Origin of the sequence: Streptomyces sp. NPDC051582, from assembly GCF_040681715.1 — a bacterium.
Lineage (GTDB): Bacteria > Actinomycetota > Actinomycetes > Streptomycetales > Streptomycetaceae > Streptomyces.
Window position 1 is genome coordinate 307,150 of the sequence record NZ_JBFAZJ010000001.1, and the last position, 25,541, is coordinate 332,690.

The 25,541-nt window shown below is 70.7% G+C and carries 29 protein-coding genes; 6 read left to right on the top strand and 23 right to left on the bottom strand.

Features of this window, described 5'->3' with window-relative positions:
* Positions 1–41: 41 nt before the first annotated feature.
* From AB0M92_RS01405 to AB0M92_RS01425, 5 genes are all read right to left on the bottom strand, one after another.
* Positions 42–740, bottom strand: coding sequence for a hypothetical protein (locus AB0M92_RS01405; protein WP_366100043.1), 699 nt, complete (start codon positions 738–740; stop codon positions 42–44).
* Complete coding sequence (locus AB0M92_RS01410; RefSeq protein ID WP_366100044.1) at positions 724–2,118, bottom strand: AI-2E family transporter; 1,395 nt, start codon at positions 2,116–2,118, stop codon at positions 724–726. The genes AB0M92_RS01405 and AB0M92_RS01410 overlap by 17 nt, the downstream gene beginning before the upstream one ends.
* Before the next feature lie 107 nt (positions 2,119–2,225).
* The gene (locus AB0M92_RS01415; RefSeq protein WP_359176818.1) at positions 2,226–2,942 is read right to left on the bottom strand and encodes a transglycosylase SLT domain-containing protein; all 717 of its coding nucleotides are present in this window, start codon (positions 2,940–2,942) and stop codon (positions 2,226–2,228) included.
* Between the two features lie 408 nt (positions 2,943–3,350).
* Positions 3,351–4,667: a PhoH family protein gene (locus tag AB0M92_RS01420; protein WP_366100045.1), complete on the bottom strand. Its 1,317-nt coding sequence runs from the start codon at positions 4,665–4,667 to the stop codon at positions 3,351–3,353.
* A 318-nt stretch (positions 4,668–4,985) separates the two neighbouring features.
* Entirely contained in the window at positions 4,986–5,747 is a 762-nt protein-coding gene (locus AB0M92_RS01425; protein ID WP_030867372.1) for an isoprenyl transferase, read from the bottom strand.
* Positions 5,748–5,876: 129 nt separating this feature from the next.
* On the opposite strand from AB0M92_RS01425, the gene mgrA reads away from it, so the two are divergent.
* Complete coding sequence (mgrA, locus tag AB0M92_RS01430; RefSeq protein ID WP_366100046.1) at positions 5,877–6,914, top strand: L-glyceraldehyde 3-phosphate reductase; 1,038 nt, start codon at positions 5,877–5,879, stop codon at positions 6,912–6,914.
* Between the two features lie 131 nt (positions 6,915–7,045).
* Here mgrA and AB0M92_RS01435 read toward each other — a convergent pair whose 3' ends face one another.
* Complete coding sequence (locus tag AB0M92_RS01435; protein WP_366100047.1) at positions 7,046–7,786, bottom strand: A24 family peptidase; 741 nt, start codon at positions 7,784–7,786, stop codon at positions 7,046–7,048.
* A gap of 70 nt (positions 7,787–7,856) precedes the next feature.
* Between AB0M92_RS01435 and AB0M92_RS01440 the strand changes: the two genes are divergently transcribed.
* From AB0M92_RS01440 to AB0M92_RS01450, 3 genes are all read left to right on the top strand, one after another.
* Complete coding sequence (locus tag AB0M92_RS01440; RefSeq protein ID WP_366100048.1) at positions 7,857–8,246, top strand: DUF192 domain-containing protein; 390 nt, start codon at positions 7,857–7,859, stop codon at positions 8,244–8,246.
* 59 nt (positions 8,247–8,305) lie between these two features.
* Positions 8,306–8,923 carry an SMI1/KNR4 family protein gene (locus AB0M92_RS01445; RefSeq protein ID WP_366100049.1) on the top strand — a complete coding sequence of 206 codons (618 nt, stop codon included), beginning with the start codon at positions 8,306–8,308 and terminating at the stop codon, positions 8,921–8,923.
* 300 nt (positions 8,924–9,223) lie between these two features.
* Positions 9,224–10,510, top strand: a complete 1,287-nt coding sequence (locus AB0M92_RS01450; protein ID WP_366100050.1) for an extracellular solute-binding protein — start codon at positions 9,224–9,226, stop codon at positions 10,508–10,510.
* A gap of 182 nt (positions 10,511–10,692) precedes the next feature.
* Here the strand turns inward: AB0M92_RS01450 and AB0M92_RS01455 are convergent, their stop codons facing one another.
* From AB0M92_RS01455 to AB0M92_RS01470, 4 genes are all read right to left on the bottom strand, one after another.
* Positions 10,693–11,319, bottom strand: a complete 627-nt coding sequence (locus AB0M92_RS01455) for a hypothetical protein (protein WP_366100051.1) — start codon at positions 11,317–11,319, stop codon at positions 10,693–10,695.
* A 102-nt stretch (positions 11,320–11,421) separates the two neighbouring features.
* Positions 11,422–11,742 carry a nuclear transport factor 2 family protein gene (locus AB0M92_RS01460; protein ID WP_366100052.1) on the bottom strand — a complete coding sequence of 107 codons (321 nt, stop codon included), beginning with the start codon at positions 11,740–11,742 and terminating at the stop codon, positions 11,422–11,424.
* 140 nt (positions 11,743–11,882) lie between these two features.
* Complete coding sequence (locus AB0M92_RS01465) at positions 11,883–12,746, bottom strand: polysaccharide deacetylase family protein (RefSeq protein ID WP_366100053.1); 864 nt, start codon at positions 12,744–12,746, stop codon at positions 11,883–11,885.
* Positions 12,747–13,063: 317 nt separating this feature from the next.
* Positions 13,064–14,653 carry an MDR family MFS transporter gene (locus tag AB0M92_RS01470; RefSeq protein WP_366100054.1) on the bottom strand — a complete coding sequence of 530 codons (1,590 nt, stop codon included), beginning with the start codon at positions 14,651–14,653 and terminating at the stop codon, positions 13,064–13,066.
* 117 nt (positions 14,654–14,770) lie between these two features.
* On the opposite strand from AB0M92_RS01470, the gene AB0M92_RS01475 reads away from it, so the two are divergent.
* Entirely contained in the window at positions 14,771–15,349 is a 579-nt protein-coding gene (locus tag AB0M92_RS01475; RefSeq protein ID WP_366100055.1) for a helix-turn-helix domain-containing protein, read from the top strand.
* A 40-nt stretch (positions 15,350–15,389) separates the two neighbouring features.
* On the opposite strand, the gene AB0M92_RS01480 is transcribed toward AB0M92_RS01475, so the two are convergent.
* Both AB0M92_RS01480 and AB0M92_RS01485 read right to left on the bottom strand, forming a co-directional pair.
* Positions 15,390–16,232, bottom strand: coding sequence for an alpha/beta hydrolase (locus AB0M92_RS01480; protein WP_366100056.1), 843 nt, complete (start codon positions 16,230–16,232; stop codon positions 15,390–15,392).
* A 70-nt stretch (positions 16,233–16,302) separates the two neighbouring features.
* Positions 16,303–16,728, bottom strand: a complete 426-nt coding sequence (locus AB0M92_RS01485) for a nuclear transport factor 2 family protein (protein WP_366100057.1) — start codon at positions 16,726–16,728, stop codon at positions 16,303–16,305.
* A 108-nt stretch (positions 16,729–16,836) separates the two neighbouring features.
* Here AB0M92_RS01485 and AB0M92_RS01490 point away from each other — a divergent pair, with 108 nt between their 5' ends.
* Entirely contained in the window at positions 16,837–17,376 is a 540-nt protein-coding gene (locus AB0M92_RS01490) for a TetR/AcrR family transcriptional regulator (RefSeq protein WP_366100058.1), read from the top strand.
* A 44-nt stretch (positions 17,377–17,420) separates the two neighbouring features.
* Here the strand turns inward: AB0M92_RS01490 and AB0M92_RS01495 are convergent, their stop codons facing one another.
* The 11 genes from AB0M92_RS01495 to AB0M92_RS01545 form a co-directional block, all read right to left on the bottom strand.
* A complete protein-coding gene (locus tag AB0M92_RS01495; protein WP_366100337.1) occupies positions 17,421–18,068 on the bottom strand; it encodes an OmpA family protein in 648 nt (215 codons plus the stop codon).
* 5 nt (positions 18,069–18,073) lie between these two features.
* The gene (locus tag AB0M92_RS01500; protein WP_366100059.1) at positions 18,074–18,664 is read right to left on the bottom strand and encodes a hypothetical protein; all 591 of its coding nucleotides are present in this window, start codon (positions 18,662–18,664) and stop codon (positions 18,074–18,076) included.
* A gap of 31 nt (positions 18,665–18,695) precedes the next feature.
* Complete coding sequence (locus AB0M92_RS01505; protein ID WP_366100060.1) at positions 18,696–19,334, bottom strand: pilus assembly protein TadG-related protein; 639 nt, start codon at positions 19,332–19,334, stop codon at positions 18,696–18,698.
* Complete coding sequence (locus tag AB0M92_RS01510) at positions 19,331–19,531, bottom strand: hypothetical protein (protein ID WP_366100061.1); 201 nt, start codon at positions 19,529–19,531, stop codon at positions 19,331–19,333. The genes AB0M92_RS01505 and AB0M92_RS01510 overlap by 4 nt, the downstream gene beginning before the upstream one ends.
* Positions 19,532–19,641: 110 nt before the next feature.
* Entirely contained in the window at positions 19,642–20,325 is a 684-nt protein-coding gene (locus AB0M92_RS01515) for a response regulator transcription factor (protein WP_366100062.1), read from the bottom strand.
* Positions 20,325–21,530, bottom strand: a complete 1,206-nt coding sequence (locus tag AB0M92_RS01520) for an ATP-binding protein (protein ID WP_366100064.1) — start codon at positions 21,528–21,530, stop codon at positions 20,325–20,327. The genes AB0M92_RS01515 and AB0M92_RS01520 overlap by 1 nt, the downstream gene beginning before the upstream one ends.
* A gap of 3 nt (positions 21,531–21,533) precedes the next feature.
* Complete coding sequence (locus AB0M92_RS01525; protein WP_366100065.1) at positions 21,534–22,427, bottom strand: DUF5936 domain-containing protein; 894 nt, start codon at positions 22,425–22,427, stop codon at positions 21,534–21,536.
* 16 nt (positions 22,428–22,443) lie between these two features.
* Positions 22,444–23,382 (bottom strand): type II secretion system F family protein, encoded by a 939-nt coding sequence (locus AB0M92_RS01530; RefSeq protein WP_366100066.1) that lies wholly within the window; start codon positions 23,380–23,382, stop codon positions 22,444–22,446.
* Positions 23,379–24,725, bottom strand: a complete 1,347-nt coding sequence (locus tag AB0M92_RS01535) for a CpaF family protein (protein ID WP_366100067.1) — start codon at positions 24,723–24,725, stop codon at positions 23,379–23,381. The genes AB0M92_RS01530 and AB0M92_RS01535 overlap by 4 nt, the downstream gene beginning before the upstream one ends.
* Before the next feature lie 7 nt (positions 24,726–24,732).
* Positions 24,733–25,182, bottom strand: a complete 450-nt coding sequence (locus AB0M92_RS01540; protein ID WP_366100068.1) for a TadE/TadG family type IV pilus assembly protein — start codon at positions 25,180–25,182, stop codon at positions 24,733–24,735.
* The gene (locus AB0M92_RS01545; protein WP_366100069.1) at positions 25,179–25,541 is read right to left on the bottom strand and encodes a TadE family protein; all 363 of its coding nucleotides are present in this window, start codon (positions 25,539–25,541) and stop codon (positions 25,179–25,181) included. The genes AB0M92_RS01540 and AB0M92_RS01545 overlap by 4 nt, the downstream gene beginning before the upstream one ends.

A 25,541-nucleotide genomic window follows, 5' to 3' on the forward strand; every position in this document is an offset into this window, starting at 1 on the left:
GGGGCCCCCGCTGCCGTTCCCGGCCGCGGGGGCCCTCGCGTTCACGTGCGCAGGCTCGCCATCAAGGCGCGCACGTCCTCGATCATCGCCGCCTTGATCGCGTCCTCGTCCGGCTCCGAGTCCGTGTCCGCACCCGGCCCGAACCACTGGACGTTGAGCGTGAACACCGCGCCGCCGTCGACCACTTGGAGCCGGTGCCAGCCGCCGCCCGCCATGGTGCGCAACTCCGCCCGGCCGGGAAGCCCGGGCACCTGCTCCGCCGTACCGCCGTCGCCCGCGAACAGGCCCCAGCCGGCCATCGGTCCGGCACCGAACTCCGCCTGGGGATCCGTCTTCTTGTGCAGCTCGACCAGCACCTGCACCTGGTAGTAGACGGAGTCCTTCTCGGTGTAGTCGCTCTGGTAGCCGCAGTACGACCAGTCCAGCGCGGGATGCTCACCGTGCGACGGGAGGCCGTGGCCCGGCTTCACCTCGGTCTTGGCGAGCGCGGCCATGTTCCGGCCCTCGCAGAGGTCCTCGGTGTGCCGGCAGGACAGGCGCGGTGCGGTAGTGAAACGATCCTGCGCCACCAGGACGCCGGCCCAGACGGCCGAGGCCAGCACGGCCCCGCCGAGGGCCCATAACCAGCCCCTGCCCGGCCCCCGCCCCCGTGCGCGCTCGCGCGGGGTGACGGGCTCCTCGGCGGCCGCGGGCGGCCGGCCGGCCTCCCACTCACCGCCGAGCTCAGGCTCGCTGATCACGTCCGGCTTCCCGGGCTGCCTGCTCGACCGCCGTCGAGCCGTGCGGACCCGGGCCGATGGCGGCGGCGCCGTGCAGGAGCTGGTCCCGGGAGTAGGCCCTCAGGTAGACCACCACCGTGTTGGTGACGGCGACCAGCGGGACCGCGACCACCGCCCCGCCGATGCCCGCGACCATGCCGCCCGCGGCCACGGACAGGACGACCGCGAGCGGGTGCACTCGTACCGCCCGGCCCAGGATGAAGGGCTGGAGCACGTGCCCCTCGATCTGCTGCACGGCCAGTACGACGGCCAGCACCATCAGCGCGGTCCACGGCCCCTGGGTCACCAGGGCGACGACCACCGCGAGGGCGCCGGAGACCACCGCGCCGACGAGCGGGATGAACGCGAACAGGAAGATGAAGACGGCGAGCGGCACCGCCATCGGCACCTTGAGGAAGTAGATGCCGAGGCCGATGAAGATGGCGTCGATCAGCGCGACGAGCACGGTGCCGCGCACGTACGCCGTCAGCGTGCGCCAGGCGCGCGGACCGGCGCCCGCGACACCGGGGCGGGCGGCGGCCGGGACCAGGCCCTGCACCCAGGTCCAGATGCGCTTGCCGTCGTAGAGCAGGAACAGCGTCGAGAACATCGCGAGCAGGATGCCCGTGAGCACCTCGACGAGGACCGTCACGCCCTGCAGGCCGGCGGAGGTGATCTGCTCGGTGTTGGTGCCGATGGTCTCGCTGAGGTTCTTCGCGATGTCGTTGATCTGCTTCTCGGTCACGTGGAACGGACTGTCCAGTGCCCAGAGTTTGAGCTCGTTGATGCCGTCGCGGACCCGGGCGGAGAGGTCGTCGAGGTTCTCCATGACCTGCCAGACCACGAACCAGCCGACCAGCCCGATCACCACGAACCCGAGGATCGCGGTGACGGCCGTGGCGAGCCCGCGCGGCAGGCCGAGGCGGCGCAGCCGGACCACGAACGGCTGGAGCAGCGCGGTGACGAGGAGGGCTGCCGCGAAGGCGAGGACGACCAGGCGGACTTCGCTGATCACCTTCATCACGACCCAGAGCATCCCGGCGAGCAGCAGGAGCCGCCAGCTGACCTCGGCGGCGACCCGCATGCCCCACGGGACGACGCTCACCGGTTCGGGCCGGTCGCGCAGGGTGGGCGGGTGCGGCGGGTGGCCGGGCTGCCCTGCGGGCGTGCCGTCCGCCTCGGCCGCCGGGGCGGCCGTACCCGTGCCCGTACCCGAAGGGACCGTGCCGGGAGCCGCGGCCGGGACCGCGGCCGTGCCGGTGCTCTCCGCCTCGACCTCGGCCCGCCGCGCCTGGAGACGTGCCTCCACGCGGTTCAGCCTGTTCCCGAGCCGGCCTACCCAGCCTGCCCTCTTCGCCATGTCTTTCCCTTCCCCCGCCCGTGTACCCACCTCGAAAGACCGTACACGCGAGGAGCCCCGCACCGTAGGACGGTGCGGGGCTCTTCGAGGTTGAGCGGAGGCGAGCTCTAGTACCAGCCGTTGGACTGGTGGAAGCTCCAGGCCGCGCAAGGGCTGTGGTACCGCTCGTTCATGTAGTTGAGGCCCCACTGGATCTGGGTGGCCGGGTTGGTCCGCCAGTCGTCGGCGACCGAGGACATCTTCGAGCCCGGGAGCGCCTGGACCAGACCGTACGCGCCCGAGGACGAGTTCACGGCCTTGTAGTTCCAGGTGGACTCCTCGTTGATGATGTTCGAGAAGCACTGGAACTGACCGGCCGGGACGATCTGCCGGGCGATCTCCTTGACCTGGGCGACCGTGTACGAGCTCTGGACGGCGAAGTCGCCGGCGCTGCGCGCCGCGGAGCGGGAGGCGATCTGCTCCTTCTCCTCGCGGTCCTTCTTCGCCTTCTCGTCGGCCGCCTTCTGCGCCTCGGCCTTCTTGGACTTGGCGTCCTCGGCGGCCTGGATGCGGGCGGCTTCCTCGGCGACGCGCTTGGCGTCGGTGTCGGCGCCCTGGGCGATGGCGTCGGCCTGCTGCGTCAGGGACGCGCTCTGGACCTGCGCTTGCTCGCCGACCGGAATGTCGGTGAGGAGGGTCGCCCCGGACGCGGTGGTCTCAAGATCGTTCGAGGCGGGGTCGCCAGCGGCAACGCCCACGACTGCGCCAACGGTGGTGACTGCGGTGGCCGAAGCCACTGCGAATCCCCGGACCGAGATCCGGCTCACACGGTGTCCTTCCAGCAGCGTCCGCAGTGACCGGGCGGGCGCAATAGTGCCCCTCGACACTGGCCTCCGTGGAGCTGTGATCACTGGAGGCGCGGGCCCGTGGACAACTCCCTTGCGGGGGCTGTCGCGTGACGACTCGGGCGGCATACGGCGAACGGCTCTGGAGTTGTGGTGCAGCGCGCACCTCCCGTCGTAGTGACGGGAGATACAGATGTGCCGTATGCGGGGCCTGACGGAAAACAGACTCTGCCGGACCCCGACACCGCAAGGCAATTCTCCGTTGCGTGTGAAAGGTCACACCTGGCATGTCGCCGTCGGTTTCCTCAAAGGGCTGTGCAGCACGACGCCGCCCGGCTAGGCTCTCGGGCCTTTGCCGGGCGGCGCCAACTCACGTATCCGCTATGGGGGTTTTGCCCCCGTCGCGGCCTACAGCGACTCCAGCATCTCCGTCACCAGCGCGGCGATCGGGGAGCGCTCGGAGCGGTTGAGCGTGACGTGCGCGAAGAGCGGATGGCCCTTCAGCTTCTCAACGACGGCGACCACTCCGTCGTACCGGCCGACCCGCAGGTTGTCCCGCTGCGCGACATCGTGGGTCAGAACGACACGCGAATTCGCACCGATCCGGGACAGAACGGTCAGAAGGACATTGCGCTCCAGCGACTGCGCCTCGTCCACGATCACGAAGGCGTCGTGCAGCGAGCGCCCGCGGATGTGCGTGAGCGGCAGGACCTCCAGCATCCCCCGGTTCAGCACCTCCTCGATGACCTCGCGCCCGGCCACCGCCGAGAGGGTGTCGAAGACCGCCTGCGCCCAGGGGCTCATCTTCTCGGACGCGTCCCCGGGCAGGTAGCCGAGGTCCTGGCCGCCCACCGCGTACAGCGGCCGGAAGACCATCACCTTCTGGTGCTGCCTGCGCTCCAGCACCGCCTCCAGGCCCGCGCACAGCGCCAGCGCCGACTTTCCGGTGCCGGCCCGGCCGCCCATGGAGAGGATGCCGATCTCCGGGTCGAGCAGGAGGTCCAGGGCGATGCGCTGCTCGGCGCTGCGGCCGTGCAGTCCGAAGGCCTCGCGGTCGCCCCGTACGAGCCTCACGTTGCCGTCCGGCGTGACCCGGCCCAGCGCCTTGCCCCGCTCGGACTGGAGGACCAGTCCGGTGTGCACGGGCAGTTCGGCGGCCTCCGGTACGTACAGCCGCTCCTCGGAGTAGAGCAGGTCGATCTGCTCCCCGGACAGCGCGAGCTCGCTCATGCCGGTCCAGCCGGCATCGGTGATCGCGAGTTCCGCCCGGTACTCCTCGGCGAGCAGCCCCACGGAGGAGGCCTTGATGCGCAGCGGGAGATCCTTCGAGACGACCGTGACGTCGTAGCCCTCGGCCTGGAGATTGCGGGCGACCGCGAGGATCCGCGAGTCGTTGTCCCCCAACCGGAAGCCGGCCGGCAGGACGCCGGGGTCGGAGTGGTTGAGCTCGACACGGAGGGTGCCGCCGAGATCGCCCAACGGGATGGGGGCGTCGAGGCGACCGTAGCGAACCCGGAAGTCGTCGAGCAGGCGCAGGGCCTGACGGGCGAAGTAGCCGAGTTCGGGATGGTGCCTCTTTGCCTCCAGCTCGGTGATCACCACGATCGGGAGCACGACCTCGTGCTCGTCGAAGCGGGAGATCGCGTTGGGGTCTGCCAGCAGGACGCTGGTGTCGAGGACGTAGGTCCGCCTGTCGGGCAGGCGGCGCTTTGTGCTGGTCACCACGGAAGGACGTACCCCCTCGGAAGAGGTCGGGCCATGAAGACCGGACCGGTCATCGGCACCCCTGCGGGGCCGATTTCCGGCCCTCCCACTCCGTCCGTGCGAACCGCACGTGCGTCCTGGTGCAAAGGGCCTCCCGGGCGGACGACCCCATGTCGCCCGCTGAGACTCGACACCCGTGGATCGGGCATCGACCTGAAAGGGATATTCCCCGATCAGGCCCGGCCATGCCATGGCATATGACGGACGCTCGGTGAATCCCAGGTGAAGGCCTCGACGAAGGGACGGCCGGGGCCGAGGGGGCGTCAGCCCGCCCGGCCGTCAGGCTCCGTAGCGCCGGTGGCGGGCGGCGTAATCGCGCAGGGCCCGGAGGAAGTCGACCTTGCGGAAGGCCGGCCAGAAGACCTCGCAGAAGTAGTACTCCGAGTGGGCGCTCTGCCACAGCATGAATCCGGACAGCCGCTGCTCACCGCTGGTGCGGATCACGAGGTCCGGGTCGGGCTGGCCGCGCGTGTAGAGGTGCTCGGCGATGTGGTCGATGTCGAGGATCTCGGCGAGCTCCTCGAAGGAGGTGCCCTTCTCCGCGTGCTCCAGCAGCAGCGAGCGGACCGCGTCGGCGATCTCCTGGCGGCCGCCGTAGCCGACGGCGACGTTGACCAGTATCCCGTCGACGTCGTGGGTGGCCTGCTCGGCCTCCTTGAGCACGGACTGGGTCCGCCCGGGGAGGATGTCGAGGTTGCCCACGTGGTGGACGCGCCAGCGGCCGTCCGCGGCCAGGCCCCGGACGGTGTTCTCGATGATGTTGAGCAGCGGGCGGAGCTCGACCTCGGGCCGGTCCAGGTTGTCCGTGGACAGCATCCACAGGGTGACGACCTCGACGTCCGTCTCGGTGCACCAGCCCAGCATCTCGGAGATCTTGTCGGCCCCCGCCTGGTGGCCCTGCTCCGTCGTTCCTCCGGACGCCTTCGCCCAGCGCCTGTTCCCGTCCAGGATCACGCCGATGTGCTTGGGCGACGCGTCATGGTCGAGGCGGCCTTCCACCCGGCGTGCGTAGAGCCTGTACACCAGGTCGCGCAGCTTCACGATCTTCCAGCCCCTCCGTGCAATGCCCCCGTGCGAATTGCGGTCCCTCCCCCGAGTCCGCCACATTACTGCGCGGTGGGATCGGGTACCCAACTCGGTCTGTCACAAGTCCGTGATAGGGAGGACAACGTGACTGATAACAATCCCTATCGGGCAGAGCCCTCGCGCTACGACTCCATGGAGTACCGGCGCACCGGCCACAGCGGCCTCAAGCTCCCCGCCATCTCCCTCGGCCTCTGGCACAACTTCGGCGACGACAAGTCCCTGGAGTCCCAGCGAGCGATCCTTCGCCGGGCCTTCGACCTCGGTGTCACCCACTTCGACCTGGCGAACAACTACGGCCCGCCCCCCGGCTCGGCCGAGCTCAACTTCGGGAAGATCTTCGCGCAGGACTTCGCGTCCTACCGCGACCAGCTGATCCTCTCCACCAAGGCCGGCTACTTCATGCACGAGGGGCCGTACGGCGAGTGGGGCAGCCGCAAGTACCTGCTGGGCTCGCTCGACGCCTCGCTGAAGCGGATGGGCGTGGACTACGTCGACATCTTCTACTCGCACCGCTTCGACCCGCAGACCCCGCTGGAGGAGACCATGGGCGCGCTCGCGTCCGCGGTCCAGCAGGGCAAGGCGCTGTACGTGGGCGTGTCCTCGTACACGGCCGCCCAGACGGCCGAGGCCGCGCGGATCCTGCGCGAGATGGGCGTCCGCCCGCTCATCCACCAGCCCTCTTACTCCATGATCAACCGCTGGACGGAGGAGGACGGGCTTCTGGACGCCCTGGAGGAGGCCGGCATGGGCTGCATCTCCTTCGCGCCGCTCGCGCAGGGGCTGCTGACCGGCAAGTACCTGAAGGGCATCCCGGAGGACTCCCGGGCGGCCGCGGGCAAGTCCCTGAACCCGGACCTGCTGTCGCAGGACGTGGTCCGCCGGCTGACCGGCCTGAACGAGATCGCGGTGCGCCGCGGGCAGTCGCTGGCGCAGCTGGCACTGAACTGGGTGCTCCGGGACGAGCGGATGACCTCGGCGCTGATCGGCGCTTCGAGCGTGTCCCAGCTGGAGCAGAACGTGGCCGCACTGGGCGGTGCGCCGCTCTCCGAGGAGGAGTTGAAGGAGATCGACTCCTTCGCGGTCTCCACCCCCGGCACGAACATCTGGGCCCAGCGCGGCTGACCTGCGCTTTTGGGCGTGGGCTCGTGGAAACAAAAAACGGGCCGGTCCGTGGGGGGGATACGGACCGGCCCGAGGGGGGGGTTCCACCATAACCCTTCGTAAAGCCTGATGCGTGCATTGGCGCAAGATGATTACGCTCCGAAACCACCCAGCAGCACTCCGGTGAGTGCTCCGGCGGCCATGAAGGGGCCGAATGGGAACGCCGTCCGGCGGCCCGCGGGGCCCCGCAGCACAAGGGTGAGCCCGTACAGGGCGCCGTAGAGGAACCCGAGGAAGGCTCCGGCGGCCCATACCCCCCAGCCGTACCACCCAAGAGTGACCCCGAGCGCGAGCGCCAGCTTGACGTCGCCGAAGCCCATGCCGGCGGGGTTGACGAGGAAGAGCAGGAGGTACGCCCCTGCCAGCACGCCCCCGCCGGCCAGCGCACCGGTCCAGGACCCCGCGGCGCCGGGCAGCAGCGCCGCTCCCCCGAGTCCGAGGGCGAGGGCTCCGGCCAGGGGCAGGGTCAGCACGTCGGGCAGCCGCTGTACGGCGAGGTCCACGAGGCCCAGCAGGAGCAGTACCGGCGCCGCGGCCACGAACACCACCGCTTCGGGCCGCCCCCCGACGGCTCCCCCCAGTACCCCGCACAGCACTCCGGCGAGGGCGACGGTCCACGCGGGGCCCGCACCGTAGCGGTGGCCGGCGGATCCGGCCCCGCCGGCCCGGCAGCGGGGCAGGCCCAGCCAGCCGGGAATGGGGTGGCCCTCGGGGCAGCGGTCGCGCCATCCGGCATCCGGGGCGACCGACAGCCGGTAGGCCGCCCGCGGCAGCAGCAGCCCCGCGGCCACGCCGTAGGCGGCCGCGGCGGCGGTGATCACGAGCAGGCCCATCCGCCGACGGTAGGCCCGCGCTCCGCCGCCCGCATGGGCCCGGGGGCCCAACCGCCCCTACCCTGCCGCCATGACCACCAGCGAAGGCCTTCTCCGGCTCGGACCGGACCTGCCGGCGGTGCCCCTGGAGATCGCGGCCTCCTACCGCGCCCGCACCCGCGGGCTCCTCGGCCGCGACGGCATCCCGGGCGCAGCCCTGCTCCTGACCCCGGCCGGGAGCGTGCACACGTTCCGGATGCGGTTCGCGATCGACGTGGCGTACCTCGACCGCCGCCTGCGCGTCATCGCCCTGGCCACCATGGCGCCGAACCGCCTGGGGCTGCCCCGGCTCCGCTCCCGGCACGTACTGGAGGCCGAGGCGGGCGCCATGGCCGCCTGGGGCCTGCGGGTCGGGGCACGACTGTCCGTCGAGGGACCGGACGGCCGACCCGACGCCCTGACCCGTCCCGGCCGCCGCTAGGCGCCGCGCGGGGACGGCGGTAGGTTGGGGCGGTTGAGCTGGGGTCTCAGGGGAGCGGCATGACGGAGAACGCGCGGATCAAGGCGCTGGAGCAGATCATGCCGGCGACGCACGGCGCCGACGAGGACATCGACTGGCCGGCCGCGGAGGCCACCTGGCGCACCCGGTTCCCGGCCGATTTCGTCGCCTTCATGGGCCGCTTCGGCGCCGGCTCCATCAACGGCGAGGCCAGCATCCTCCTCCCGCTCCCCAAACCCGGCCTCCAGTGGGACCCGGCCGAGATGGCCGAGGAGACCGCCAACGCCCGCCAGCTCTGGGACGCGGAGGGCGGCCGGGCCGCCTTCGGCGTCGACCCCGAGTCGATCATCGCGTGGGGCGTCACGGGCGGGTCCGACATCCTCTGCTGGCTCACGACCGACCCCGATCCGGACCGCTGGCCCGTCCTGGTGGTCGGCCGGCACACCGCCGACGCCTTCGCCGTGTATCCGTACGGCATGGCGGAGTTCCTGTACCTGCTCTGCTCCGACGAGTTCGACGTGAGCCCGGTCAGCATCACCTTCTGGGACGGCGGGCACCTCAGCTTCGTGCACTGGCGCAAGGCCCAGCGGCGCTGGCAGGAGGGCCGCAACCCCGAGACGGGCGAGCCCGACCCGTACGCGGGCGACTTCGCGGACTGAAGGCCCCCGGCTCCGGCCGGCTCCCTGACCTGATCCGGACCCCCCACCCGCTCCGGCGCCCCAATGGGCCGGAATCGGGCGATTCGGCATGTCTACGCGCGTCCGATTTGTTGATCACATATCGGAAAACACCAGCCGGAAAAGCCGCACTTGGAGCATTGACCACAAGTTCCGCCCCAATGGAATCAATCGCCCCCGCACAGGAGAGAATTCCGGCCAACGGGCCACGGACGGACACCCCAGCCCGGAGCAACTCATAAGTAGTAACGGGACTCAAAAGAAATTCAGGGGAATACACCCGTGCAACGAAGAATCTTCGGCCCGAGTGCGATCGCGGTCGTGCTCGGTCTGCTGATCCCACTGTCCGGATGCGGCGATTCAGACAACAGTGCAGGTGACAGCGGTACGCTCCGTCTGGTCGCCGCGGAATACGGGGACAACCAGGCCACCAGTTCCAAAGCCTTCTGGGACAAGGTGACGGAGGATTTCACCAACGCCAACCCCGGTATCAAGGTCGAGGTCAAGCTCCTGCCCTGGGCGGACATCGACCGCGAGGTCTCCCGTATGGTCAAGGCCGGCGATGCGCCGGACATGGCCCTCATGGGCTCGTACTCGGACTTCGCCGCGCAGGACAAGCTCTATTCCGCGGACGAACTCCTCTCGGTCACCGCCGAGGCCAACTTCCTCCAGCCGCTGGCCGAGGCCGGCTCGGTCGGCAACACCCTCTACGGCCTGCCCTGGGTGGCGAGCAGCCGGCTCCTCTTCTACAACCAGGGCCTCTTCAAGCAGGCCGGCGTCAGCGAGCCCAAGACCTGGTCCGACCTGAAGTCCGCCGCCAAGGCGCTCAAGGAGAAGGGCGTCAAGTACCCGTACGCGCTCCCCCTGGGCCCGGAGGAGGCGCACGCCGAGGCGATGATCTGGGAGCTCAGCAACGGCGGCGGCTACTCCGACAGCAGCGGCAACTACAACCTGGCCTCCGACCAGAACATCGAGACCTTCCGCTGGCTCAAGGACAACCTGGTCGGCCCCGGCCTGACCGGACCCGTTCCGCCGTCCCGGCTCAACCGCGCCGACGCCTTCGCCGCGTTCACGCGCGGCGAGGTCGGCATGCTGAACGGCTACCCGCAACTCCTGCACGAGGCGCGCGCCAAGGGCATCGACGTGCGCACCGCCGCGATGCCGGTCTCGGACACCCTCGGCTCCGGGGAGAGCCCGCCGGCCGTGGGCGTCGCCGACTGGATGATGGCGTTCAAGCAGCACGGCAAGCGCGCGGAGATCGGCAAGTTCCTGGACTTCATCTACCAGGACAAGAACCTGTCGGACTTCGCGGGCCGCTACCACCTGCTGCCGTCGACCGTCTCGGCCTCCCGCAACCCCTCGGGCGCCGGCCTGGACAGCAACGACCAGTTCTTCCTGACCGCCCTGCGCGGGGCGCAGTTGTACCCGGTGAACGACCCGTCGTGGGTGACGGTCAGCGACACGATCAAGCGCAACATCGGGCGGGCCGTGGAACCGAACGGCGATCCGAAGACCGTGCTGGACGAGATCGCCGCCACGGCGAACGAGGCGGGCAAGAAGCAGCACTGACCGGGAAGACCGCCGAACATCCCGTCCGACACAGGACTTTCGACCCTGACGCACCCCATCCCATGCGACAGAATGGCTGCAACGGCTCTTGATCCAAGGCCGCGGACCAGTCGCCGCCGACCACCCACAAGGTGCGCGGGGCGGCCGGCCCTCTCCCCCTCCTCTCCCCTCTCGTCTCCGGGTCAGACCTTGCCGTTCTCCGTGGAGAACGCCGTCCGGTACTGCTCGCAGCCGGAGTCCCAGCGCAGCGTGCCCGTGAGCGTCCCGTAGCCCGAGCGCGTGAGCGACCACTCCACCGTGTATTCACCGGTGTCGCAGGCGATCCGCTTTCCGCCCGGGACCCTGGCGCGCCCCGTCGCCGGCCGGCCGGTCAGCTCCTGGTGCACCTCGACCGCCTTGGCGTGGTCCGAGGCGCGGCGCAGTACGGCGTGCACGACGATCGGGTGCTTGCCGTCCTTCGTGGTCACGGCCTTCTTCACCAGCGTCGAGTCCGACACCGCCCAGCCGAAGTCGAAGGACGGCTGCCAGGCCAGGGTCTTGGGGTCGGCGACCTTCCGCTCGTAGTCGGGGGCGCCCGAGGGGCCGGGGCGGGTCACCATCTTGTACTGCACGCCGGGGTAGAAGCGGAACTGCCCTTCCACCTTGTGCATCTCGTCCTTGGTCCACTGCGACTTCATCGTCTTCTCGCCGCCGGCCGGGTCCTGGAGGTACGAGCCGTCCGCGGCGGTGGCGGCGGCCTGGCCGAGGGCGGGGGCGAGGGCCGCCGCGGCGGCGGCGAGGGCGATGGCGGCGGTACGGGTGCGCTTCATGCCCGGTCCAACGGGGGCCGGCGGGGGCCGGAACGAGCCCGGGCGCGCTTTCACCCGTACGGGATGGACGTACGGGTGGGGCGGCGCCTCGGGCCCGGCCGCTCAGGCCTGGCCGGTCTCGAAGCGGCTGATGCGGCCGCCGTCGGTGACGAACCGCCAGGCGGTGCGCATCTCTCCCCAGGTGTCGTTGCGGTAGTCGACGACGAGGGCGAGACCGCTGTCGGACTCGCTCATGACGTCCATGTGCCCGTTGGCGGACCAGATCTCCTTCTCGGCCCACTGCGCGACGTCGCGGTCCGAGCCGTCGTCGGACATCGTGGCGTTGGGGGCGAGGAGGGCGGAGAAGGCGTTCTGGTCGCCGGCGTTGACGGCGGTGACGAAGGCGCGGACGGTGGGGTCGGTGAGCTGGTTCGGCGCGATCACGGGGGCCTCCTGTGCGGTCGTACGGGCCGTCGTGCGGGCCGTCGTGCGGCCGCCGTACGGGCGGGCTGTGTGCGCGACCAGGGAACACCGCGGGCGGCGGCGGGGCGGCGACCTTCACCCGTTCGCCGCCGGACGGCGTGTCAGGAGCCGTCCGGGGTGGTGCGGACGGGGAATCCGGTGGGACGGCCCTGGTCCTTCAGCCAGGCCAGCACCTGGTCGAGGGCCTCGACGGTCTGCGCGCGGTTGCCGCCGCCGTCGTGGAAGAGGACCGTCGGGCCGTTGCCGATCTCGCTCTTGACCGCCTTGACGATGGCGGCGACGCCGGGCTTGCCGAAGTCCTTGGTGTCGACGTTCCAGCCGAGCGGGCGCATGCCGTTCGCGGCGGCGATGCGGCGGCTGTCGGGGGTGAACGCGCCGCCGGGGGCGCGGTAGTACTCCACCTCGGCGCCGCCGCCCGCCGCGTCCTCGATCATCTTCTTCGCTCCCAGGATCTGCTGCTCCTGGTAGCCGACCGGCTTCTTGCCCATGCCCGTGTCGTGGTCCGTGGTGTGGTCGCAGAGCCGGTGGCCGGCGGCGACGACGCGCTTGACCAGGTCGGGGTGGGCCTTGGCCTGCGGTCCGATCATGCAGAAGGTGGCCTTGACGTCGTACTTCTTCAGCACGGTGAGGACCTTGGGGGTCCACTGGGGGTCCGGGCCGTCGTCGATGGTGATGTTGACGGCGTTGCCCCCGCTCTCGGAGGCGTGGGCTATGCCCTCGGGTATGCCCGAGGGCGGTGCGCCGCCCGCGCCTTGGGCCCCGCCGCCCTTCGCGCCGTCGTCGGGAGTCCCGGACGCGGCGGGTGCGTCGCCCTGGCGCGACGCGTTCGCGTGCGCCGGCCGCTGTCCGGAGCCATGGCCCGGTCCCGCGAAGGTCGACGCTCCCCATACCGTCCCGGCCACCGCGGCGGCCGCCGCCACGACGGCCGCCCCGGCCCGGATGCCCTGCCCGTTCGCGCGCGCCATGAAGCCCATGAAGCGTCCCCTCCCCGTCCGCGTGTGTGGTCGCCCTGCCTTCCATGACGATCCGTGAGACGGACGGGTTCCCGCCAATTGCGCCATAAAATCCAGCTAATAGGACCTTGGTCCTTGATCATGCCGATTTGGACCCCACCTGAAACAAGACGGAACCAGTTCAACCTCCCCTGCCACACGCGTACTCACCCACCCCGCACGCAACGGCTTCAGCCCACGAAAAAACCCGGCCCCGGCGGAGATCCGCCGGGGCCGGGCTGGTGAACCGAGTGAACCGAGAGGGTGCCTGGGTTCGGGAGGTACCTGGGTCAGTGAGCGAGGGACTCCGCCGGAGCCTGCGCACCGCTGCCGTCGGCCGCGTCGCCGTCCTTGGCCGGACCCGCGCCCCGCAGCGGGACCTCCTTGACGAACCAGGCCGCCACGAAGCCCAGTACGGCGACACCCGCACCGAGGAGGAACGCCGAGTGCGTACCGGCGGCGACCGCGTGCTGGTAGGCCTCGCGGATGACCGGCTTCAGCTTGGCCAGGCTGGCCGCGTCGAGCTGGGCGGAGCCGGCGGCGGTGGCGGCGCCCGGACCGAGGCGCTCGGTCATGGTCTGGGTGACCTGGCTGGTGAACAGCGAGCCCATCAGGGCCACGCCGAACGAGCCGCCGAGCGTACGGAAGAGGGTGGCCGAGGAGGACGCGACGCCCATGTCCTTCATGTCCACGCTGTTCTGCGCGACCAGCATGGTGATCTGCATCAGGAAACCGAGGCCGGCGCCGAGGATGGCCATGTAGACGCCGGACATCAGGCGGGTCGTGTCGGTGTCCATCTGCGCGAGCAGGAAGAGCCCCACGACCATGAGCGCGCCGCCCACGATCGGGAAGATCTTGTACTTGCCGCTGCTGGTGGTGACCCGGCCCGCGATCAGCGAGACGACCATCATCGAAAGCAGCATCGGCAGGAGCAGCAGGCCGGAGTTGGTGGCGGAGGCGCCCTGGACCGACTGCTGGAAGAGCGGCAGGTAGAGCACGCCGCCGAACATCGCGAAGCCGACGAGGAAGCCGATGACCGACATGAGCGTGAAGTTGCGGCTGCGGAAGATGTGCAGCGGCATGACCGGCTCGGCGGCCTTGGTCTCGGTGAAGAGGAAGGCGGCGATCGACAGGATGCCGACGACGATCAGGCCGATGATCTGGCCGGAGCCCCACGCGTACTCGGTGCCGCCCCAGGTCGTGACGAGCACGGTCGAGGTGATGGCCACGGTCAGGAGGGCCGCGCCCAGGTAGTCGATCTTCGGCCGCTGGGCCCCGGCCTTCTTCGGCAGGTGCAGGACGGCGGTGACCATCGCGAGGGCGACGGCGCCGAGCGGCAGGTTGATGTAGAAGGACCAGCGCCAGCCGAGGTGGTCGGTGATGGTGCCGCCGACCAGCGGGCCGCCGATCATCGCGAGGGCCATCACGCCGGCCATCATGCCCTGGTACTTGCCCCGCTCACGGGGCGGGATCAGGTCGCCGATGATCGCCATGACGCCGACCATCAGACCGCCGGCGCCGAGGCCCTGGACGGCGCGGAAGCCGATCAGCTGGGCCATGTCCTGGGCCATGCCGCTGAGCGCGGAGCCGATCAGGAAGATCACGATGGAGGTGAGGAAGGAGCCCTTCCGCCCGTACATGTCGCCGATCTTCCCCCAGATGGGGGTGGAGGCGGCGGTGGCCAGCGTGTACGCGGTGACCACCCAGGAGAGGTGCTCCAGGCCGCCGAGCTCGCCGACGATCGTCGGCATCGCGGTACCGATGATCATGTTGTCGAGCATGGCGAGGAGCATTGCGATCATGAGGGCCATGAGGACGACACGAACGCTGCGCGGCTTCACCCCCTCCGAGATCTCCGCCGCGTTTATGTTTTCAGCCATGTCACTCCCCGTTTACCCATGAGCTCCGGGCCCTTACTTGCCGCCCGGCTAGTTGACTACACTGGGGAAGGTAGACCCGTCACTAGCCGGGCGTCAAGTAAGTAGTTTGGGAGAGCCATGTCCAGTAGCAGTCCGCAGGCGCGCCGCGGCAATACGCGCCAGCGCATCCAGGACGTCGCGCTGGAGCTCTTCGCCGAGCAGGGGTACGAGAAGACGTCGCTGCGTGAGATCGCGGAGCGGCTGGAGGTCACGAAGGCGGCGCTGTACTACCACTTCAAGACCAAGGAAGACATCATCATCAGCGTCTTCGAGGACCTGACCAGGCCGATCGACGAGCTGATCGACTGGGCGGAGCAGCAGCCGCGGACGCTGGAGATGAAGCGCGAGGTGCTGCGCCGCTACAGCGAGGCCATGGCGGCGGGCTCGCCGCTGTACCGCTTCATGCAGGAGAACCAGGCGACGATGCGGGAGCTGAGCATCGGCGAGACCGTGAAGCGGCGGCTGTTCACGCTGGTGGAGCTGTTGCGTACGGATGACGGGCCGCTGACGGACCAGGTGCGGTGCGTGAGCGCGCTGTTCACCCTGCACGCCGGGATGATGTTCCTCCAGCACGTGGAGGGCAACCCGGAGGAGACCCGGCAGGCGGCCCTGGAGGTCGCGACGGACCTCATCACCCAGGCCCACCAGGCCTCGTGAGGGCGGGGGCCGCGGCGGGGGCCGGGGCGGGTCGGGTCGGCTACGCCGCCGCGGACCGGATGAACGCCGCGAGGGCGTCGGCGTAGCGCTCGGGGTGGGTGAGGTGCGGTACGTGGCCGTCCCCCACCAGCGTCCGCGTTCGCGCCCGGCCGTCGAGCGCACTCGCGAGCTTGCCCACGATCACCGGGAACCAGGGCGGGCTCTCGCTGCCGAAGGTCAGCAGCGCGGGACCCGGGAAGCCGGCGAGGCGCGCGAGGTCGAGACGGGCCCAGTCGGGGTCGCCGTGTTCGTCCAAGAAGGTGGGCGCGTTGGCGGTGAACACCTGGCGGGCGCGCTCCGGCAGTCGCTCCCAGCCACCCGGTCCGATGACGACGTCGTCCACGAACCGCTGCGCACCGGCCCGGTCCTCGCCCGCCCGCAGGGCCGTGAGTACGCCGTCGAGGGCGGCCTCCATGGCCTGGAGCACCGGGCGGAGCTCCCGGTCCCCGTCGCCCCCCTCGCCCCCCTCGCCCACGACGCCCATGAGCGGGGGCTCGTGCGCGGTCAGGCTGCGCAGCAGCTCGGGGCGGCGGGCGGCGAGGCCGAGGGCGGCGGAGGCCCCGAAGGAGTTCCCGACCACGTGGGCCGGTGCGCCGAGGATCTCGATGAGCGACGCGAGGTCGTCCTCGTCCTGGCGCCGGCTGCCCTGGCCCGGCGGGCGCTCGCTGCGGCTGTGGCCGCGCCGGTCGTAGACCAGGACGCGGAACGACCCCGCGAGGCGGGGGACGACGCGCCGCCAGGTCTCGTGGTCGACCCACGAGCCGTGGACGAGGACCAGGGGGTCCCCCTCGCCCACGATCTCGTAGTAGAGGTCCAGGCCGTTCACGCGAGCCCGCGCCGCCATGCCGAGTCTCCTCACAGGGGGGTGAGCGATCGGGCAGACACATACCGCGGGGCGGCGGACGGCACACCCGTCAGACGAGGCGGCGGTCCTCGGGGGTGATCGGAACGTCGTTGATGCTGGCCTCGCGGCGTCGCATCAGCCCGTCGCCGTCGAACTCCCACTGCTCGTTGCCGTGGCTGCGCCACCACTGGCCGCAGGCGTCGTGCCACTCGTACTCGAAGCGCACGGAGATGCGGTTGCCGGTGTACGCCCACAGTTCCTTGCGGAGCCGGTAGTCGAGCTCGCGCTCCCACTTCTCGGCCAGGAACTCGCGGATCTCGTCACGGCCGCTGAGGAAGCGGTCGCGGTTGCGCCAGAACGAGTTCTCGGTGTACGCGAGGGCCACGCGCTCGGGGTCGCGGCTGTTCCAGGCGTCCTCGGCGGCCTGGACCTTGGCGCGGGCCGATTCCTCGGTGAAGGGCGGCAGGGGCGGGCGTACGGCTTGGGCATCGGTCATGACGGTCACCTCGGGGTGGAGAGCCTCTGAGAACGTTCGTTCTCCATGAGTGAGGACGATAGAGAACGGACGTTCTCAACGCAAGCGATCCTGGGCTACGCTGCCTTCATGGACGATGAAGAGGCCCGGACCCGGCTGCTGGACGCGGCGGAGGCGCTGTTCTACGCCGAGGGCATCCAGGCCGTCGGCATGGACCGCATCCGCACGGAGTCGGGCGTACCGCTCAAGCGGCTCTACAAGGTCTTCCCGGCCAAGGAAGCCCTGGTCGCGGCCTACCTCGACCGCCGCGACCGGCGGTGGACGGCGAGCCTGCGGGGCGCGGTGGCGGAGGCCGCCGATCCGGTCGCGGCGGTCTTCGAGTGGCTGGCCGCGTGGTTCTCGGAGCCGGACTTCCGGGGCTGCGCGTTCCTGAACGCTTACGGGGAGCTGGGCACCGGCCCCGCCGCGGTGCTGGACGTCGTACACCGCCACAAGGCGGAGCTGCGGGAGCTGCTGACGGAGGCCGCCGGGCCGGGGCGCGAGGACCTGGCGGAGCAGCTGCTGATCCTGGTCGAGGGCGCGACGGTGGTGGCCGCCCTGGCCCCCGGCCCGCAGCCGGCCCACCGCGCCGGCGAGGCGGCGGCCACGCTGATCCGGGCGGGGGCGTAGGGGGCGCTGGGGGCCGGGGGCCGGGGCGCGTCCGCCCGGCGGCCCTAGTTGCCGCCGGCGGGGGTGGTGCGGGGGAAGGTGATCTCGACGCGGCGGTTCTTCTTGCGGCCTTCCTCGGTGCCGTTGTCGGCGATCGGGTAGTCCTCGCTGTAACCGCGCACGTCGTAGATGACGCCGGGGCTGGTGACGGTCTTGGCGAGCTCTGCCTGAACGGCGTCGGCGCGCTGCTTGGAGAGTTCCTTGCCGTGCTCGTAGCTGCCCTGGTCGTCGGTGAAACCGAAGACCCGGACGCGGGTCGCCTTCTGCGTGTTGATCTCGTTGGCGATGGCCTGTATCCGGGCGGCGGCCTGGGCGTTGAAGACGGCGCTGTTCTCGGGGAAGAGCACCTCGGACTGCAGGGCCATCATGACGGTCTGATTGGTCTCCTGCCGCCGCTGCTCCCCGCCGAGGTCTTCGACGACCTCGGCGATGTCCAGGACCTTGACCGGAGCCAGGGTTCCACCCTGGGGGATCTTCAGGCCGGGCGAGTTCGAGTCGATGGACACGGGCGCGGAGGCCGACGGCTCGGTGCCGGGAGGCACGGAGGGCTTGACCCCATCGGCGTGGGCGCTCGTCGCGCCGATGAAGTGGGCCCCGGCGATGACGAGGCCGACGACGGCCGTGGATGCGGAGACGCGGTGGCGTTTATTCATGGGGGTCACCCGGAGATTTTGATGGTGGCCGTTGCGAAGGTGGGGAGGTTGAATTCAACCTCCGCCGTGCCGGCGGGGGGCGCCGGGAACTGGGCGAAGAACGGAATCGTCGCACCGTGCTCAATGAGGGCGATTCCCGTGGTGCACAGACACCTGCCGTCCGTGTCGCGCAGGACGTAGTACCGCTTCTTTCCCACCTTGTCCGTCACCGTGACTCCGGCGATCGACGTCCCACTCTGGGTGAGCTCATTGCCCCTCCATGCGGGAGTCTTCGCATAGTCGGCGGCGCCGCCGTTCTTGAACTGGCCGCTGATGGTCAGGAATCCTCCGGCATCACGAGTTGCCGAATTGATGGTCATCACCATGCCGTCCTCACCATTGGCCGTGGCCAATACCTGCGTCGGCGTCGGGCTGGGGCTTCCGCCGGTCGCGGGTGTCTGAGTAGCGGAACCCTGCGGGTTGGCTGCAGCAGATTTCTGCGGCTCCTTCGACTTTCCGTCATCGCCACCGCCACACCCGGCCAATGCGAAGGCGAGGGCCGCCGCAACCACTACGGCCGCTCCCCCGCGGGCTTTCACCGTGCGCCGAATGCTCATCTGTGCAGCTTCCTTGTCTCTCGTTCGCTTGTCAGTCGACCAGTCGTACGGTGAAGAGTGCCCTCGCCAGCTGGGACAACGGACCCGGATTCGCCGGGTCCAAGCTGAGGGGCTTCCCGCTGCACTCGAACGTGACGGTCCCAGGCCTCGGCGTGGGTGAAGGGCTGGGGGTCGCCGTCGGGGTGGGAGTGGGGGCGGGGGCAGGTGCCGAGCGCAGCGAGCATCTCGGTTCGATCCGGGCTGTGGCCGTGGCCTTACCCTTGATGTCCCCACTCGCAGGGATAACCGACTTGCCTACGGCGTCATTCGTTGTCACTTTGACGGTGAACTCGGGGGCAGCCGCTGCGCAGTCCGCGGTGGCGTTGTTCAATTCGGCGAACTCGACAGCCGCACCGCAGGCACCCTTCCCGTCAAGGAGATCGCCATTGACGATCTTGTCCCAGTCGGCAGGCGTGAGGGCGAGCAGGTCGATCCCGAGGAACACGCCGTCCCTCGCTTCACGGGCAGCCGCCAGCGCCGCCGCGTCGGCGGCACCTTGTGCGTTACTCCGGGTGGCACCGGCCATTCCGACGACGAAGAAGGCGAAGGCGGCAAAGAGCAGACCCGCGACCACCACGATGTAGATGGGGAAGGCCTGCCCTTTGTCGCCGGGGAATTCGCCCTCAGTCACTTGCCAGCCGTGATCGCGCCGATCTGAGTCGTGATCTTGGACGTGATCGTTTGACCGATGCCCGTGCCGACGATTGCGCCGATGATCACTACCACCACCAGGATGATGCCCAGGTATTCGAAGGCCGTCTGGCCTCGGTCCCGGGTGGTCCTGGTTCCGTACCGGTTCCGCATCCTCGCCAGGGTGTTCTGCAACATGGGGGTTTCCTCCCGGGCCGGTGGCGCTGTTGGTTTGCGGACCGTACGGGGAGTCACCGGTGTTAACCAAGGGTCCCGGGGCCCAATTACGGACCCACTGCGCACTCCGTCTACCCATGGCCGCTCACCCCTGGACGGGCGGTTCCCAGCCAGCGCGCTATCGCCTCGCTGCGGCTCGTGCTCTGGAGCTTCGCGAAGATGCGGTTGATGTGGTTCTTCACCGTCTTCTCGCTGATGAAGCAGGTGGCGGCGATCTGCTGGTTGCTCATCCCGGACGCGATGAGGTCCATGATCTCTGCCTCCCTCGAACTCAGGCCGAAGAGAACCGAGTTGTGCAGCCTCTCAGGAGAGCGTGCCACATTTCGTTGCGGTTGCGAAGAGGTGCGGAGGTCAGCGAGGAGAGCGCTCGCCGCCGTCGGCGTGAAATGGGCGCGGCCCTCGCGGACGTCTCGGACCGCCCTGACCAGGTCTTCCGGCGTGAACTCGCCGTGGACCAGGTAGCCGCCCGCGCCCAGCAGGAGCGCTTCTCGGACGACCTCCGACTCCTGGCTGTACGTCAGCATCAGTACGGGCGCCAGCTGTACGAGGTGCGGCAGCGCCGAGATGCCGTCGACGCCCGGCATCCGCACGTCCAGCAGGATGACGTCCGGGGCGTGCCTGCGGGTCAGGCTCAGGGCTTCGCGGCCGTCCGCGGCCTGGGCCACCACCGCCATGTCCTCCACCGTCGCCAGGAGGGACGCCAGACCCGCCCGTACCACCGGGTTGTCGTCGGCGATCAGGACGCGCAGCGGCATCACGGGCTCCCCTGCGGGGTCAGGGCCGCGAGCGGGAGGCACAGGACCACCGCCGTCCCGGGGCCGGGCCGGCGGGCCGCGATCGTCAGCCGGGCGCCCATCGCCTCCGCGCGTTCCGCCATGCCGAGCAGGCCGTAGCGGCCCCGGGAGTCGCGGGCGTCGGGGGGGAGGCCGCGGCCGTCGTCCTCGATGGTCACGGTGAGGCCCGTCGGGTCCGCCGCCGCGGTGACCGTCACCCGCGAGGCCTCCGCGTGGCGGCGGGCGTTCTCCAGGGCCTCCGCGGTGATCGACAGGATGTGGTGGGCCACGCCGGCGGGCGGCTCCGGGAGGGCGCCCCGCGTGCGCAGCTCCGCGTCCGTGCCCACCAGGCGGCGCAGTTCTGCCGCCAGCGCGGGCGCGGTCCCCTCCGGCTCCCGGCGCAGGTCGGTCAGCAGGGCCCGGGATTCCGCCGCCGCCGCGCGGGCCGCGCCGGAGAGGAAGGTCGCCTGCCGGCGCACGGCCGCCGGGTCCGTGGTGCGGGCCAGGGCGTCGGCCGCCAGGGCCAGGCCGTGCAGGGTCTTCGCCACCGAGTCGTGCATCTCGCGGGCCAGGTGGTCCCGTTCGGCGCGCACCGCCTCGGCCACGGCCAGCCGGGCCCGCGCCTCCGTCAGGGCCTGGCTCGCCGCACCGAAGCGGAAGAGGAGGTCGCGCAGCGAGGCACCGGCCGCGCCCGCCAGCAGGCACAGCGCCGCCAGCGTCGGCCCGCCGGACACGGCCGCCACCGCCACCGCCACCCCCGCCGCGTACACCGCCGAGCCGCGCCATCCGTAGACCAGCCCGGCCAGCAGCGGGGTGCAGAGCACGGCGAAGCCGAGCGGCGACTGCGGCCCCGCCGTGACCAGCAGCAGTCCGCAGCACGCCAGGTCCGGGGCCAGCAGCCAGCGGTGGCGCAGCAGGAGCGGCCCGAAGCGCTCCCAGTCGCGGAAGAGCACGTAGGAGAGCATGAAGGTGAGCAGGACCGCGCCGCCGACGAGGTACGTCGGCCCGCCGCTCGCCGTGCGTCCCAGCGCCAGCGGCGCGCCCAGGCCGATCATCACCATCCGGAACGCGAACACCCGGCGGCAGAGCGCCTGGAGCGCGTTGGACTGGAGGGCCGGGGAGGGTTCCCCCGCCGCCGCCTTTGCGCGTACGGACGGACCCGCGAGGGGGATGTGGAGGACCGCCATGGTTCACCCGCCCCCGAGCAGCGCGCCGAAGTCCACGTCCGCGCCGTACACGAAGCCGCACACCAGCAGGATCAGGGTCCCGGGCAGCATGAACATGGTCACCGCGAACGTGGCCTTCGGGACGGCGCGGGCCGCCCGGCGGCGGGCGTTCTGGGCGTCCGTACGGCGCATGTCCTCGGCGATCGCGATCAGCGTGTCCACGATCGGCGAGCCCAGCTCCTCGCCCTGGAGCAGCGCGGTGACGAACTGCGCCACCTGCTCGGAGTCGTTGCGCCTGCGCAGTTCGTCGAAGGCCTGGCGGCGGCTGACGCCCATGTCCATCTGTTGCAGGGTGATCCGGATCTCGTCGGACCAGGGGCCGTCGTACTTGGCCGCCACGCGCTCCAGCGCCTGCCGGAAGCCGAGCCCCGCGCTCACCACGACCGCGAGCACGTCCAGGAAGTCGGGCAGCGTCCGCTCGATGTGGTCGCGCCGCGCCCGGATCGCCGACCACAGGCCGACCTCGATCCAGAAGAGGCCGAACGCGACCATCAGCAGGGCCGGTACGAGCTGCCCGTTGATCAGCATGGAGAACGCGCCGAGCGCGCCGAGGAACCCGTACACCGCGCGGCGCGCCGCGTACCGGTCGATCGTCAGGCCCGCCGGATTGCCCGCCAGGTCGATCTGGCGGCGCTTGCGGGCGACCCGGGCCGGGCCCATCAGGCGCAGGACGAGCGGCGCCCAGCGGATGCCGAGGCGGTCGACGGCCGATCCGACGGCGGTCGTACGGGTGGCGCCGACCTCCAGGGCGAGCGCCAGGTCGCTCGGCAGTTCGACCTCGGCGCGGTAGAGGCGGATGCCGTGGAAGACGCCGAGGACCGACACCCCCAGCAGTACGGCGAGCAGCAGAGCCGTCATGTCCGTCGTAGCCCCCTCACACGTCGATCTTCGAGAGCCGGCGGATCAGGACGAAGCCCAGCGTGAAGAACCCGATGGCCACGAGCACCGCCGTCTGGCCGAAGAAGGCGCCGGTCATCCGGTCCAGCGCGCCCGGCATCATCGTGTTCACGAGCAGCAGCGAGCCGAGCCCGATCGCCGGTACCAGATAGGCCGTGACCGTCACTTGGGAGAGCTGGGTGCGGACCTCGCGCCGCGTCTCCTTGCGCTGCTCCAGCGTCACCGTCAGGTTGCGCAGGCTGCCGACGATCGCGCCGCCCGCCCGCGCGGAGAGCACCAGCGTCGAGACCAGTACGACCAGCTCCCGCGAGGGCAGCCGTTCGGCGATCTCGCCCAGTGCCTCGTCGATGGAGTGGCCGACGGCGAGGCGGTCGGCGACGCGCGCGAGTTCCTCGCCCGCCGGGGCCTCCAGCTCTTCCGCCGCTATGGCGATGGCCGTACGCAGGGCCAGCCCGGCCTGGGTGGCGTTGGCGAGGATGCGGGCGAGCTCGGGCAGCTGGTTGATGAACCGCTCACTGCGCCGGGCCCGCTGCCAGTTGAGGTAGGCGTCGGCCGCCCACAGACCGATCAGGCCCGCCACCGGGCCGAAGAAGGGGGCCAGGAAGCTGGCCGCGACCAGCCACACCCCGGCCACCGACATCAGCACGTAGACGAAGAACTCTCCGGGGGTGAGGTCCAGGCCGGTCACGGCCAGCTTCAGCTCGATCCGTTTGCCGAGGGCGGTCCGGCGCAGCCGCCGGTCCACCCCGGGGAAGCGGCGCCGGCGGCCCGACGGCTCCGGTGCGCCGTCGGCGGCGAGGCGTTCGACGAGGGCGGCGCGCTGGGCGCGGCCGGCGGCGTACGCCTGGACGCCCGCGACCACGAGGACGCAGGCCAGCAGCGTGACGCCGAGGGTGAGGAGGATCAGTGGGTTCACAGGACGGTCCGGGTGATGCGGGTGGCGAGCTGGTCGTCGGACATGGCGACCCCGAAGGCCTGGGGGATCGGCTGGTTGTTCATGTAGAGGCGGTCCGCGATCCGGCGCGGCAGCGGGTAGTACTCGAAGTACCCGTGCACGCGTCCGTCGGCGCCCATCGGCTGGGCGGCGAACCGGCAGACGGTGGTGATCCGGAAGGGCTCGCGCCCGTGCGAATCGAGGATGGCGATCTCCGTGAGGCGGCGCGAGCCGTCGCCGAATCGGGTCAGCTGGACGACCACGTTCACGGCGCTGTTGATCTGGTCCTGGAGGGCCTCGAAGGGGACCTCCACCTCGGACATCGAGGCGAGGGTCTGCAGGCGCATGAGCGCGTCCTCGGCGCTGTTCGCGTGGACGGTGGCCAGGGAGCCGTCGTGGCCGGTGGACATCGCCTGGAGCATGTCGAGGGTCTCGCCGCCGCGGACCTCGCCGACGATGATGCGGTCGGGGCGCATGCGCAGGGAGTTGCGGACGAGGTCGCGGATGGTGATCCGGCCCTTGCCCTCCACGTTCGGCGGGCGCGATTCGAGGCGGATGACGTGCGCCTGCTGGAGCTGGAGCTCGGCCGAGTCCTCGATGGTGATGATCCGCTCGCCCTCCGGGATCAGGCCGGAGAGGGCGTTGAGGAGGGTGGTCTTGCCGGTGCCGGTGGCCCCGGACACGATGACGTTCATCTTCGCCTGGACCAGCCCGGACAGCAGCAGGAGCATCTGCTCGTCCAGCGAGCCGAGGCCGATCATCTCGTGCAGGGTGAACGCGCGCGGGAAGCGGCGGATCGTGAGGGTGGCGCCGGTCAGGGAAAGCGGCGGGATGATCACGTTGACGCGCTCGCCGCTGGGCAGGCGGGCGTCGACCATCGGATTGGCCTCGTCCACCCGCCGGTTGACGGTGGAGACGATGCGCTCGATGGTCTGCATCAGCTGCTCGTTCGAGGCGAAGCGCAGGGGCAGCTGCTCGACCCGGCCGGCGCGCTCGACGAAGATCTGGTCCGGCCCGTTGACCATGATCTCGGAGATCGAGGCGTCTTCGAGGAGCGGTTCGAGCACGCCCAGGCCGAGCGCCTCGTCCACGACCCGGCGGATCAGCTGTGCCCGCTCGACGGTGGACAGGACCGGGCCCTCGCGGCTGATGATGTGCCCGAGTACGCGCTCCAGCCGGGCGCGGCGCTCGGCGGGCGCGAGCGCCGACATCTCGGCGAGGTCGATCTCCTCCAGCAGCTTCGCGCGGTACGCGGAGACGAGCCGGCCGTCCTCGCGCGGACTGTGCCGGTCGTCGGGGGTGTTGACGCGGGAACGCAGGCTCATGGTGCGCTCACCCCTTCGGATCGTCGTCGGGCATGACGGCCGTTCGTTCGGCCGTGATGGGGTCCAGGCCGGGCACGATCGACTTGACGGTGATGCTCGCCGTCGCCGTCACCGCGCCGCGCGTCTTGACGACGCCTATCTGCGCGAGCGAGGCGAGGCTCGGCCGGATCGCCGCCAGGCCCGCCGCCTCCCCGCCCTCGCCCCTGCGGGCCTCGACGCGGGCCGCGGTACGGGCGGCGGTGTCCGCCTGCTGCTCCACGTACGCGACCCAGCCGAGCTGGATCCCGCAGAGCGCGACGAACAGCAGGATCGGGACGAAGCCGATGTACTCCAGGGCCACCTGACCCCGGTCCCGGCCCCTGTTCCCGCCTCCGCCTCCGCCTCCGTCCCCGTCCCCGCCCCCCTGCCCGTCCGCGCCCCGGTGCCAGGCCCGTATCCGGTCTCGGTACCGCTTCACTCGTCCTCCTTCGCGGAGCCGCCCTCGCCCGTGATCGGCGTGCCGATGTCCAGGCCGGGGAAGAAGACCGGGAGGTTGAGCCGCACGGTCGCCTTGTAGACGTCCCCCGACTCCCCGCAGCTGACGCTCATGTGCCAGGCGCCCCCGATGTGGCGCCCCGCCGCCTCCGCGCACGCCCCGTCCCCGTGCACCGCGCCCACCCGGGCCGCCTCGTCCGCCGCGTTGCCCGCCAGGGAGAACGCGTACCCGATCAGTACGCACTCCCACACCGCCGCCACCAGCAGAAGGATCAGCGGCACCATGCCGACGAACTCGACCGCCACCTGGCCGCGATCCCGTGCGGGTCTCCGCGCGGACAT

Excerpts from the sequence above, each read along its gene's own strand:
- AB0M92_RS01470 (WP_366100054.1), bottom strand. The coding sequence starts at position 14,653 with ATGGCTGAAAACATAAACGCGGCGGAGATCTCGGAGGGGGTGAAGCCG.
- AB0M92_RS01500 (WP_366100059.1), bottom strand. The coding sequence starts at position 18,664 with ATGAGCATTCGGCGCACGGTGAAAGCCCGCGGGGGAGCGGCCGTAGTG.
- AB0M92_RS01495 (WP_366100337.1), bottom strand. The coding sequence starts at position 18,068 with ATGAATAAACGCCACCGCGTCTCCGCATCCACGGCCGTCGTCGGCCTC.
- AB0M92_RS01510 (WP_366100061.1), bottom strand. The coding sequence starts at position 19,531 with ATGTTGCAGAACACCCTGGCGAGGATGCGGAACCGGTACGGAACCAGG.
- AB0M92_RS01480 (WP_366100056.1), bottom strand. The coding sequence starts at position 16,232 with ATGGCGGCGCGGGCTCGCGTGAACGGCCTGGACCTCTACTACGAGATC.
- AB0M92_RS01440 (WP_366100048.1), top strand. The coding sequence starts at position 7,857 with ATGACCACCAGCGAAGGCCTTCTCCGGCTCGGACCGGACCTGCCGGCG.
- AB0M92_RS01435 (WP_366100047.1), bottom strand. The coding sequence starts at position 7,786 with ATGGGCCTGCTCGTGATCACCGCCGCCGCGGCCGCCTACGGCGTGGCC.
- AB0M92_RS01445 (WP_366100049.1), top strand. The coding sequence starts at position 8,306 with ATGACGGAGAACGCGCGGATCAAGGCGCTGGAGCAGATCATGCCGGCG.
- AB0M92_RS01535 (WP_366100067.1), bottom strand. The coding sequence starts at position 24,725 with ATGAGCCTGCGTTCCCGCGTCAACACCCCCGACGACCGGCACAGTCCG.
- AB0M92_RS01515 (WP_366100062.1), bottom strand. The coding sequence starts at position 20,325 with ATGCCGCTGCGCGTCCTGATCGCCGACGACAACCCGGTGGTACGGGCG.
- AB0M92_RS01520 (WP_366100064.1), bottom strand. The coding sequence starts at position 21,530 with ATGGCGGTCCTCCACATCCCCCTCGCGGGTCCGTCCGTACGCGCAAAG.
- AB0M92_RS01410 (WP_366100044.1), bottom strand. The coding sequence starts at position 2,118 with ATGGCGAAGAGGGCAGGCTGGGTAGGCCGGCTCGGGAACAGGCTGAAC.
- AB0M92_RS01525 (WP_366100065.1), bottom strand. The coding sequence starts at position 22,427 with ATGACGGCTCTGCTGCTCGCCGTACTGCTGGGGGTGTCGGTCCTCGGC.
- AB0M92_RS01455 (WP_366100051.1), bottom strand. The coding sequence starts at position 11,319 with ATGAAGCGCACCCGTACCGCCGCCATCGCCCTCGCCGCCGCCGCGGCG.
- AB0M92_RS01465 (WP_366100053.1), bottom strand. The coding sequence starts at position 12,746 with ATGGCGCGCGCGAACGGGCAGGGCATCCGGGCCGGGGCGGCCGTCGTG.
- AB0M92_RS01485 (WP_366100057.1), bottom strand. The coding sequence starts at position 16,728 with ATGACCGATGCCCAAGCCGTACGCCCGCCCCTGCCGCCCTTCACCGAG.
- AB0M92_RS01475 (WP_366100055.1), top strand. The coding sequence starts at position 14,771 with ATGTCCAGTAGCAGTCCGCAGGCGCGCCGCGGCAATACGCGCCAGCGC.
- AB0M92_RS01490 (WP_366100058.1), top strand. The coding sequence starts at position 16,837 with ATGGACGATGAAGAGGCCCGGACCCGGCTGCTGGACGCGGCGGAGGCG.
- AB0M92_RS01545 (WP_366100069.1), bottom strand. The coding sequence starts at position 25,541 with ATGTCCGCGCGGAGACCCGCACGGGATCGCGGCCAGGTGGCGGTCGAG.